Origin of the sequence: Stenotrophomonas sp. Br8, assembly GCF_014763005.1 — a bacterium.
Classification (GTDB): Bacteria; Pseudomonadota; Gammaproteobacteria; order Xanthomonadales; family Xanthomonadaceae; genus Stenotrophomonas; species Stenotrophomonas lactitubi.
In genome coordinates this window covers 55,851-66,593 of sequence record NZ_JACGTN010000012.1, presented here as the reverse complement: position 1 = coordinate 66,593, position 10,743 = coordinate 55,851, and the positions used below count along the sequence as shown (strand labels likewise).

Below are 10,743 nucleotides of genomic sequence, written 5' to 3'. Positions count from 1 at the left end.
ATCAAGCCTGCACCTGCCGCGTGGTAGTTGCGGCGTGGGGTCGAGTTGTTGCGGTATGGGATTTTGCGTGGAGACAGGCAGATGTGGAACGTCCTGGTCTGCGGAGGGGCAGGGTATATCGGCAGCCACATGTCGCAGTGGCTTGCCGAACAGGGTCATTCGGTTACCGTGCTGGACAATCTGTCCACGGGCCACCGTGCGGCTGTGAAATGGGGCGACTTCATCCATGCGGACTTGCTGGATGAGTCAGCCCTGGAACGAGCATTTGCGGGGCGCCACTTCGACGTCGTGATGCATTTTGCAGCGACTTCGCTGGTGGCCGACTCCGTGGCGGACCCGTTCAACACCTACCAGAACAACATCACCGGGTCGTTGAATCTGCTGCGGCAGATGCGACGTCGGGACGTTGATCGGCTGGTGTTTTCCTCGACCGCAGCAGTCTTCGGGCAGTCCCCGACCGGGCTGATCGACGAGCAGCACCCTATGCATCCGATCAACCCGTATGGGGCGAGCAAGTTGATGGTGGAGCGGATACTGGCCGATGTCTGGGCTGCGCATGGCATGTCCTCGGTGGTGCTGCGTTACTTCAATGCAGCAGGGGCGCTTGCCGACCACGGAATCGGCGAGGCGCATGCCTGTGAAACCCATCTGATTCCCAACGTCCTGCGTGCCGCGGCTGGGCAAGCGCCGCCGCTCAGGATATTCGGGTCCGACTACCCCACCGTCGATGGCACATGTGTCCGCGATTACGTCCATGTCCAGGACCTGGCCCGTGCCCATGCCTTGGCGGTGGAGCTGCTTGAGCGTTCGCCCGGCGCCCACGACTTCAACCTGGGAAGCGAGGAAGGGTCGTCGGTGCTGCAGATCGTCGCGGCGGCTGCCGAGGTGGTTGGCCGGGCCGTGCCCTTTGAGCTGGCGGCGCGCCGCCCAGGTGATCCTGCACGTTTGGTTGCCTCCAGTGGAAAGGCCCAGGAGGTGCTGGGATGGACACGTGAGTGGCGCGACCTGGGCGGAATCATCGAAAGCGCCTGGCGGTGGCACCGTGCGCAGCCCTTCTGAGCCTGGGCGTGTAGCCCAGAGGCATGCGTTCACGCCAGCTACGCGGTTAATATGTCACCCCTATGCACAACACGGCGTCTGCCTTGGGCGGAGCGTCGGCCCCAGTAGAGGAATCGCATGAACGCCGTCACCACCGCCAATCTCGTCGGCATTACCGGCTTGGCCCGTCGCCTTGTGCAGGACGGCGCCTTGGATGAAGCCGGCGCCCGCGATGCCATGGCCAAGGCGACGGCCGCCAGGCAGCCGCTGCCAACATGGTTCGCACAGAACAAGGTCGTCGGCGCGGCCCAGTTGGCCGCCGCCAACTCGCTCGAGTTCGGCATGCCGCTGTTCGATGTGTCCACCTTCGACAGCAGCCAGAACGCGATGAGCCTGGTCAGCGAGGAACTGCTGCGCAAGCACAACGTGCTGCCGCTGTTCAAACGCGGCGGCAAGCTGTTCGTCGGCACCAGCAACCCCACCCACTCGCTGGATGAGATCAAGTTCCACACCAATCTGGTGGTTGAACCGATCCTGGTGGACGAGGACCAGATACGCCGCACGTTGGAGCAGTGGCATGCCAGCCACGACACCATGGGCGATGCGCTCGGCGGCGACGACGACGCCATGGCCAATCTCGACATCGGCGGTGGCGACGATGACATGGCCAGCACCGACAGCGGCATCGACGCCAAGGGCGACGATACTCCGGTGGTCAAGTTCATCAACAAGGTGTTGATCGATGCGATCCGCAAGGGCGCGTCGGACATCCACTTCGAGCCCTACGAAGACGACTATCGCGTGCGTCTGCGCATTGACGGCCTGCTGAAGATGGTCGCGCGCGCACCGACCAAGCTCAACCAGCGCATCGCTGCGCGCCTGAAAGTGATGGCGCAGCTGGATATCGCGGAAAAGCGCGTGCCGCAGGATGGTCGCATCAAGCTCAACCTGTCCAAGACCCGGCAGATCGACTTCCGTGTCAGCACGTTGCCGACGCTGTTCGGTGAGAAGGTGGTGCTGCGTATCCTCGATGGCAGCGCGGCCAAGCTGGGCATCGACAAGCTGGGTTACGAGCCGGATCAGCAGAAGCTGTTCCTGGAAGCGATCCACAAACCGTATGGCATGGTGCTGGTGACCGGCCCGACCGGTTCGGGCAAGACGGTGTCGCTGTATACCGCGCTGGGCATCCTCAACGACGAAACCCGCAATATTTCTACGGCCGAAGACCCGGTGGAAATCCGTCTGCCCGGCGTCAACCAGGTGCAGCAGAACAACAAGCGCGGCATGACCTTCGCCGCAGCCCTGCGCTCGTTCCTGCGACAGGATCCGGACATCATCATGGTCGGCGAAATCCGCGACCTGGAAACGGCGGAAATTGCGATCAAGGCCGCACAGACCGGTCACATGGTGCTGTCCACGCTGCATACCAACGACGCGCCGCAGACCATCGCGCGCCTGATGAACATGGGCATCGCGCCGTACAACATCACCAGCTCGGTGACGCTGGTGATCGCCCAGCGCTTGGCGCGCCGCCTGTGTTCGAACTGCAAGCGGCCGACAGACCTGCCCGCGCATGCGCTGCTGGCAGAAGGCTTCACCCAGGCGCAGCTGGATGCGGGCATCCAGCTGCACGAAGCGGTCGGCTGCGATGAATGCACCGAGGGCTACAAGGGCCGTACCGGTCTCTACCAGGTGATGCCGATGACCGACGAGATCGCGACCATCGTGCTGGCGGGCGGCAACGCGCTGCAGATTGCCGAGGCTGCGCAGGCGATCGGTGTGAACGATCTGCGGCAGTCGGCGTTGAAGAAGGCGGCTGCAGGTGTGACCAGCCTCGCCGAAATCAACCGCGTCACCAAGGATTGATGCGGTAGATCCACGCCATGCGTGGATGACGGTCAGCGTGTAGTAGATCCACGCCATGCGTGGATGGAGGTCAGCGTCCAGTAGATCCACGCCATGCGTGGATGCGTGGATGCACGGTGCATGAGGTTGCCGGCCAGCGGCCGGCACTACCATTTCGACGCAGAACGTTGAGTAGATCCACGCCATGCGTGGATGGCGGTCAGCGTGTAGTAGATCCACGCCATGCGTGGATGCACGGTGCATGAGGTTGCCGGCCAGCGGCCGGCACTAGCACTTCGACGCAGAGCGTCCAGTAGATCCACGCCGTGCGTGGATGTGCGGTCAGCGTCCAGTAGATCCACGCCATGCGTGGATGCGTGGTGCAGGAGGTTGCCGGCCAGCGGCCGGCACTACCTATTCCATCCCCAGCTTTTTCAGCTTGTAACGCAGCGCGCGGAAGGTGATGCCCAGCTGCGCGGCGGTACGGGTCTTGTTCCAGCGGTTTTCTTCCAGCGCGCGCTGGATCGCACTGCGCTCGAGCTGCTCGATGTACGAGGGCAGGGCGGCGCTGCCGGGGTGCAGATCAACCACGGCTTCGGCGTGGGCAGCACTGCCCGGTGAGCGTGGCGCGTGCTGCGGCAGGCGCAGGTCGTCGGCGCCGATACGGTCTTCCTCGGCCAGTGCCAGCGCGCGTTCAAGGATGTTCTCCAGCTCGCGCACATTGCCGGGGAAGCCGTACTGGGCCAGCGCGTCCAGCGCCGAGGGCGCCAGCAGTGGGGTGGCGCGGCCGTGGCTGCGGGCCAGCCGTGCCAGGATCGAGGCGGCCAGCGCCGGCAGGTCCTGGCGGCGCTCGCGCAGCGGCGGCACGCGCAGTTCGATCACGTTGATGCGGTAGTACAGGTCGTGGCGGAAACGCCCGTCTTCGACCAGCTCGGCCAGGTCCTTGTGGGTGGCCGAGAGGATGCGCACGTCCACCGGTTCTTCGCTGGGCGCGCCAACCGCGCGCACCGATTTCTCCTGGATCGCACGCAGCAGCTTCACCTGCATCTGCAGCGGCAGTTCGGCCACTTCATCCAGGAACAGGGTGCCGCCGTGCGCGGCCTGGAACAGCCCCGGCTTGTCGGCATGGGCACCGGTGAAGCTGCCCTTGCGGTGGCCGAAGAACTCGCTCTCCATCAACTCGGTGGGGATGGCGCCACAGTTGACCGGCACGAACGGCCCGGCCGCGCGTGCGCCCTGTGCGTGGATGGTGCGTGCGACCAGTTCCTTGCCCACCCCGGACTCGCCCAGGATGTAGACCGGTGCCTGGCTGCGCGCGACCTTGCTGATGGTGGCGCGCAGCACGTCCATGGCCGGCGATTCGCCGAGCAGGCGCGCGGCTTGTTCCGCGGCGGGTCCGGCAACGGGGCGTTCACTGTTGTTGAGTTCCAGCGCATGCTTGACCAGGCCGCGCAGCACGGTGATGTCCACCGGCTTGCTGACGAAATCGAAGGCGCCGGCTTTCAGTGCTTCCACGGCCAGGTCCATGCTGCCGAAGGCGGTGATCATCGCCACCGGCGTGCGTGGGTAGTGCTGGGCGATCTCACTGACCAGTTCGATGCCGTTGCCGTCGGGCAGGCGCATGTCGGTGATGCACAGGTCGTACGGATTGCTGGCCAGCAGTTCGCGGGCTTCGGCGAGGTTGGCGGCGGTGCTGATGCGCAGGCCCATGCGGCCGAGGGTCAACACCAGCAGTTCGCGGATATCGCGTTCATCGTCGACGACGAGGGCGCTGCGGGTTTCGTTCATGGGAGGGAAAGATAGCCGAGGGGGTGGAAGGCGACAAATGTTTGACGCGAGGGATCAGTGCGGAAGCAGGGTGTGCGGGCCGGGCAGAACCAATCGGAAGCAGGAGCCGCCGGCGGGGACGGGAATGTAATCCAGCCGCGCCTGGTTGGCCCGGCACAGCTCGCGGGCGATATACAGGCCCAGGCCGGTGCCGTGCTCGGAGGTGGTGAAGAAGGGGCGGAACAGCTGCGCGGCGACGGTCTCGGGAATGCCCGGGCCACGGTCCATCACGTCGATCACCGCACTGCGTTCGTGCTGGGCGACGCGCAGCCGCACGCGCGCGGGCTGCTCGCCGATGCGGCCGTACTTCAGTGCGTTGTGCACCAGCACGGTCAGCACCTGGTACAGGTGGCGCGGGTCGACCTGTGCCGGCACCGAGGTGTCGTTGATGATCGGTTCGATGCTGTCCGTTTCCAGCGTCTGCCCCTGCTTGTACTCCAGCACGAAGCGGCGCACGAAGGCAGCGAGGTCGACGTTTTCCGGATTGGCGCGTTCGCGTCGGGCCAGGCCCAGCACGCTCTCAACGATGCCGTTGGTGCGTTGGCACTGCTGGTGGATGATCTGCAGCAGGCGGCGGTCGCTGTCGTTGAAGCCGGTGCCTTCCTCGAGCAGCTGCACGGCGTAGTTGATGGCCGCCAGCGGGTTGCGGATCTCGTGGGCAAGGCTGGCCGAGAAGCGCCCCATCGCCGACAGGGTAAGCGATTCGGCGCGGCGCGAGACCACGCTGGAGTCATCCAGGAACACCAGCACCAGGTCGCTGCCGGCCAGCAGGCGGGCGAAGCGCGGTTGCACTTCCGGCTGGTCGGGGTTGAGCTGCAGTGGCATTTCATCCTGCGCCCAGCCGTTGCGCCACCGTTGCAGGCGCCGGGCAAGTTCGGGGGCGACGCTGGCCAGGTCGAGGCGGCCGGAATCGCTGTTGCCATCGCTGTCGCCGAGCAGGATCGAGGCGGCTTCGTTGGCCAGGGTGATGCGGTTGTCGGCGTCCACCACCACCACGCCGGTACGCATGCGGCGGATGATCAGTTCGTTGATCTGGAACAGGTTGGCTACTTCGTCGCCGCGCTGGTTGGCCAACTGCTGGTTGCGGCGCGCGCGGTTGCCGACCTGGTAGCTGATGAAGGCCAGCGCCAGGTAACTGGTGGCGAACATCGCCAGTTCGGCCAGGGTGCGGGTGGGATCGCCGCCTTCCAGCACTTTCCACAGGTATTCGGCGGCGGTGGCGACGCTGGCGGCCAGTGCCAGCAGCAGGCCCCAGCTGAGCGGCAGCAGGGTGGCGGCGGCGGCGATGTTGAACAGCAGCGACATCGAGATGCCGGCGCTGGCACCGGGCAGGGCGTGCGCCAGCAGGCTGGCGGCGACGATGTCCAGCAGCACGCCGCCGACCACGATCTGCCGCAGCCAGCGCTCGTTGCGGCCGATCACCAGCCACAACAGGGACAGCAGCAGGTAAGCCGCGCCTACGCTGTTGGCCAGGCGAGGGTGGTGGGCTTCGCCGACCATGGCCGACAGCGGGCTGTACAGCAGGGCGGCGATGACCGAGGCGATCAGCACCCGGTACAGGGCGAAGAAATACAGCTCTCGCCGCGGTATCGATTCGATGCGGTCGATCAATGAAGCACTGGGTGACACGCCGGAACTCCCCTTCTGGCTGCCTGGAACTGGATCATGCCGGCGGTGGGTCGAACCTTCCCGACGTCCCCCGATCGTCGGATCTGCTCGCTGCCCGGTTACCGGCACCGTGGGCTCGAATTTACGGGGTCAGTATAGGGCGCCTGTAGCGGGCTGGGCTGCGCAATCGGCCGGGGCCGACCCGGGGGACGTGGTCCAGGCCGTGCCGCAACTGCCTGAATGACCGTGGAAATCTGGCCGGTTCCGGCCTTTTGTCCATACTTCTTTGCGCCCCGGCGCTGGCTCGGCCACAATAGTGGGCCCGCCGCGGTCCATGCCGGCGCCCCGCCGGGGCCCTGAGGAATTGCGTGCGGTCGTTCCTATTCCCACGGTGACGCATGAATTTCCACGAATACCAGTCAAAACAACTGCTTGCCGAGTACGGCATCCCGGTCCCGGCCGGCAAGGTCGCTGCGACCCCGGACGAAGCTGTTGCCGCTGCCAACTCCCTGGGCCAAGGCCCCTGGATGGTCAAGGCGCAGATCCACGCTGGCGGCCGCGGCAAGGCTGGCGGCGTCAAGTTCTGCAAGACCACCGACGACGTGAAGGCCGCTGCGGCCAAGATGCTCGGCACCAAGATGGCCACCTACCAGACCGCTGGCGTTGAACTGCCGGTCAACCTGGTGCTGGTGACCACCGCTGGCGAGATCGTCAAGGAACTGTACCTGTCGGTGCTGGTTGACCGTGGCACCAAGACCATCACCTACATCGCTTCTTCGGAAGGCGGCGTGGAGATCGAGCAGGTCGCCGCTGAAACCCCGGAGCTGATCCACTCGCTGAACGTCGACTTCGTCGAAGGCGTGCAGGGTTACCACGGTCGTGATTTCGGCTTCAAGCTGGGCCTGACCGCCAAGCAGGCCGGCCAGTTCGCCAACATCATGGTGAACCTGTACCGCCTGTTCAACGAAAAGGACCTGGCGCTGGTTGAAATCAACCCGCTGGCCATCCTGGATGACGGCAACCTGTACGCGCTGGACGGCAAGTTCGACAGCGACGACAACGCCGCGTTCCGCCAGAAGGCCCTGGTCGCCATGCGCGACAAGACCCAGGAAGATCCGACCGAAGTGATCGCTTCGGAGCTGGACATCAACTACGTCACCATGGACGGCAACATCGGCTGCATGGTCAACGGCGCAGGCCTGGCCATGGCCACCATGGACGTCATCAAGCTCAACGGCGGCGAGCCGGCGAACTTCCTGGACGTGGGCGGCGGTGCCAACAAGCAGCGCGTCATCGAAGCGTTCAAGCTGATCCTGTCCTCGGACAAGGTCGAAGGCATCTTCGTCAACATCTTCGGCGGCATCGTCCGCTGCGACATGATTGCCGAAGGCATCATCGCCGCTGTGAAGGAAGTGGGCGTCAAGGTTCCGGTCGTGGTGCGTCTGGAAGGCACCAACGTGGAAGAAGGCAAGCAGCTGCTGCGTGACAGCGGCATGGCCATCATCCCGGCCGACAACATCAACGACGGTGCCAAGAAGGTCGTCGAAGCTGTCAAGAACGCCGCCTGATCCGACACCGAAGGAAATCCAATGTCAGTTTTGATCAATAAGAACACCAAGGTGATCGTGCAGGGCTTCACCGGCCAGCAGGGCACCTTCCACGCCACTCAGATGATCGAGTACGGCACCCAGGTTGTTGGCGGCGTGACCCCGGGCAAGGGTGGCACCACCCATATCGACCTGCCGGTCTTCAACACCGTTGCCGACGCCGTGCAGAGCACCGGCGCCAACGCTTCGGTCATCTACGTGCCGCCGCCGTACGCGGCTGACGCGATCCTGGAAGCCGCTGCTGCCGGCATCAAGGTCATCGTCTGCATCACCGAAGGCATCCCGGTGCTGGACATGCTGCGCGTCAAGAACGTGCTGACCCGTTCGCATCCGGACACCGTGCTGATCGGGCCGAACTGCCCGGGCGTCATCACCCCGGGTGAGTGCAAGATCGGCATCATGCCGGGCCACATCCACAAGCCGGGCAAGATCGGCATCGTGTCGCGTTCGGGCACCCTGACCTATGAAGCGGTCAAGCAGACCACCGAAGTCGGTCTGGGCCAGTCCACCTGCATCGGCATCGGTGGTGACCCGATCAACGGCCTGAACTTCGTCGACTGCCTGAAGCTGTTCAACGAAGACCCGCAGACCGAAGGCATCATCATGGTCGGCGAAATCGGCGGCGACGCTGAAGAAGCCGGTGCCGAGTACATCAAGAACCACGTGAAGAAGCCGGTCGTCGGTTTCATCGCCGGTGCTTCGGCTCCGGCCGGCAAGCGCATGGGCCACGCCGGTGCGATCGCATCGGGCGGCAAGGGCACTGCGGAAGGCAAGTTTGCTGCAATGGAAGCTGCTGGCGTCGTCACCGTGCGTTCGCCGGGCGACCTGGGTGCTGCCATCGCCAAGCTGGTGAAATAAGGTCGACTGCCTCTGGCAGACGATTCTGTAGAGCCGAGCCAACGCTCGGCTGCCTGAAACAGAAAGGCCGCCTCCGGGCGGCCTTTCTGCGTCTGGTGTCCTGAGCATTGCAGCCAACCCCATCCACGCATGGCGTGGATCTACTGAGCAGGGCCTGTCCATGGAGTGGGAGCGCCCGGCGCGCACATGGAGCGGCGCTACAATGTGCGCATTGCAACCACAGGCTGGACCCTCATGGCTTCGATCCGCATCGCGATGGCGCAGTTCGACTTCCCGGTTGGCGATGTCGCCGGCAACACCGAGCGCATCATCGAGATGATCGGCCAGGCGCGCGACGAGTACGGCGCCGGGCTGGTGATGTTCCCCGAGCTGGCAGTCAGCGGCTATCCGCCGGAGGACCTGCTGCTGCGCCCGGGCTTCCTGTACGAGTGCGAGCAGGCGATGACGCGCATTGCGGCGGCGTGCCGTGGCATCACCGCCGTGGTCGGTTGGCCGCAGGCGGCCGGTGCGGTGGTCTACAACGCGGCCAGCGTGCTGCGCGATGGCCTGGTGGAGCAGACCTACCGCAAGCGCGAGCTGCCCAATTACGCGGTATTCGACGAGCGCCGCTACTTCGATGTCGACCCCGACGGTGGCAGCTGCGTGTTCGAGATTGATGGCATTCCGGTGGGCCTGCTGATCTGCGAAGACCTGTGGTTCGCCGAGCCGCTGGCCGATACGGTGCGTGCCGGTGCGCAGCTGGTGGTGGTGCCCAACGCTTCGCCCTACGAGCGCGGCAAGCATGCCCAGCGCGATGCGGTGCTGGCGGCACGTACCCGCGAAAGCGGCGCGGCCATCGCCTACCTCAACGTGGTGGGCGGCCAGGATGCGCTGGTGTTCGATGGTGCATCGGTGGTGGCCGACGGCGATGGCACGGTGCATCCGGCGGCGGCTGCCTTCGTCGACCAGTGGCTGGTGGTGGAGTACGACGGCGCTACGCGCCGCTTCATGCCGCACGTGTGGATGGACGACGGCGACGAAAGCATGGATGCGCTGGCCTGGCGCGCGGTGACCCGCGGCATCCAGGACTACTGCAGCAAGAATGGTTTCAAGAAGGTGTGGCTGGGTCTGTCCGGCGGCATCGACTCGGCGATCGTGCTGGCGATGGCGGTCGATGCGCTGGGCGCGGAGAACGTCACCGCCGTGCGCCTGCCCTCGCGCTATACCGCAGGCATGTCCAACGACCTGGCCGCCGAGCAGTGCGAAGCGCTGGGTGTGAAGCTGGAAGCCGTTTCCATCGAGCCGGCATTCCAGGGCCTGATGCAGGCGCTGGCACCGATGTTCGAGGGCACCACGCCGGATGTGACCGAGGAGAACCTGCAGTCGCGCAGCCGTGGCGTGATCCTGATGGCGCTGGCCAACAAGTTCGGTGGCCTGCTGCTGACCACCGGCAACAAGAGCGAATACGCGGTCGGCTACGCCACGATCTATGGCGACATGTGCGGCGGCTACGCGCCGCTGAAGGATCTGTACAAGACCGAGGTGTTCGGCCTGTCCAAGTGGCGCAACACGGTGGGTGGCGCACCGGTGATCCCGCCGGCGGTGATCAGCCGCCCGCCATCGGCCGAACTGCGCGAGAACCAGACCGACCAGGACTCGCTGCCCGCCTACGATGTGCTGGACGGCATCCTGTACCGCTACATCGACCAGGAGCAGTCGCGCACGGAGATCGTCGCCGCCGGCTACGACGCGGCGGTGGTGGATCGTGTATTGCGGCTGGTGCGCATCAGCGAGTGGAAGCGCCACCAGGCCGCGCCGGGCCCGAAGGTCTCACGCCGCGCGTTCGGGCGTGAGCGCCGGTACCCGATCAGCAACGGCTACAAGAGCTGAGGGCCGGTCGCCGGGCCCAGCCCGGCGCTACCAAACGATAGGTAGTGCCGGCCGCTGGCCGGCAACCGCGTGAACCGCCGATCCACGCATG

7 protein-coding genes are annotated in these 10,743 nt (G+C 65.3%); 5 read left to right on the top strand and 2 right to left on the bottom strand.

Going from position 1 to position 10,743, the window contains the following annotated elements; all coding sequences use genetic code 11:
• The first annotated feature begins 81 nt into the window (after positions 1–81).
• Both galE and pilB read left to right on the top strand, forming a co-directional pair.
• A complete protein-coding gene (gene galE, locus H3005_RS11655; protein ID WP_191078243.1) occupies positions 82–1,059 on the top strand; it encodes a UDP-glucose 4-epimerase GalE in 978 nt (325 codons plus the stop codon).
• Positions 1,060–1,176: 117 nt separating this feature from the next.
• A complete protein-coding gene (gene pilB / locus H3005_RS11650) occupies positions 1,177–2,904 on the top strand; it encodes a type IV-A pilus assembly ATPase PilB (RefSeq protein ID WP_191078242.1) in 1,728 nt (575 codons plus the stop codon).
• Positions 2,905–3,297: 393 nt separating this feature from the next.
• Here pilB and H3005_RS11645 read toward each other — a convergent pair whose 3' ends face one another.
• On the bottom strand, positions 3,298–4,671 hold the full coding sequence (locus H3005_RS11645; protein ID WP_100553378.1) for a sigma-54 dependent transcriptional regulator: 1,374 nt from the start codon (positions 4,669–4,671) through the stop codon (positions 3,298–3,300).
• 54 nt (positions 4,672–4,725) lie between these two features.
• Positions 4,726–6,339 carry an ATP-binding protein gene (locus tag H3005_RS11640; protein ID WP_108265606.1) on the bottom strand — a complete coding sequence of 538 codons (1,614 nt, stop codon included), beginning with the start codon at positions 6,337–6,339 and terminating at the stop codon, positions 4,726–4,728.
• Positions 6,340–6,716: 377 nt separating this feature from the next.
• Between H3005_RS11640 and sucC the strand changes: the two genes are divergently transcribed.
• The 3 genes from sucC (at position 6,717) to H3005_RS11625 (ending at position 10,652) form a co-directional block, all read left to right on the top strand.
• The gene (gene sucC / locus H3005_RS11635) at positions 6,717–7,886 is read left to right on the top strand and encodes an ADP-forming succinate--CoA ligase subunit beta (protein WP_025874298.1); all 1,170 of its coding nucleotides are present in this window, start codon (positions 6,717–6,719) and stop codon (positions 7,884–7,886) included.
• Positions 7,887–7,907: 21 nt separating this feature from the next.
• Positions 7,908–8,783, top strand: coding sequence for a succinate--CoA ligase subunit alpha (gene sucD / locus H3005_RS11630; protein ID WP_017356169.1), 876 nt, complete (start codon positions 7,908–7,910; stop codon positions 8,781–8,783).
• Positions 8,784–9,017: 234 nt separating this feature from the next.
• Positions 9,018–10,652 carry an NAD+ synthase gene (locus H3005_RS11625; RefSeq protein WP_191078241.1) on the top strand — a complete coding sequence of 545 codons (1,635 nt, stop codon included), beginning with the start codon at positions 9,018–9,020 and terminating at the stop codon, positions 10,650–10,652.
• Positions 10,653–10,743 lie beyond the last annotated feature (91 nt).

What these genes read in the sequence shown, in the direction of transcription:
- H3005_RS11625 (WP_191078241.1), top strand. Translation starts at nt 9,018, where the DNA reads ATGGCTTCGATCCGCATCGCGATGGCGCAGTTCGACTTCCCGGTTGGC.
- sucD (WP_017356169.1), top strand. Translation starts at nt 7,908, where the DNA reads ATGTCAGTTTTGATCAATAAGAACACCAAGGTGATCGTGCAGGGCTTC.
- pilB (WP_191078242.1), top strand. Translation starts at nt 1,177, where the DNA reads ATGAACGCCGTCACCACCGCCAATCTCGTCGGCATTACCGGCTTGGCC.
- H3005_RS11645 (WP_100553378.1), bottom strand. Translation starts at nt 4,671, where the DNA reads ATGAACGAAACCCGCAGCGCCCTCGTCGTCGACGATGAACGCGATATC.
- galE (WP_191078243.1), top strand. Translation starts at nt 82, where the DNA reads ATGTGGAACGTCCTGGTCTGCGGAGGGGCAGGGTATATCGGCAGCCAC.
- sucC (WP_025874298.1), top strand. Translation starts at nt 6,717, where the DNA reads ATGAATTTCCACGAATACCAGTCAAAACAACTGCTTGCCGAGTACGGC.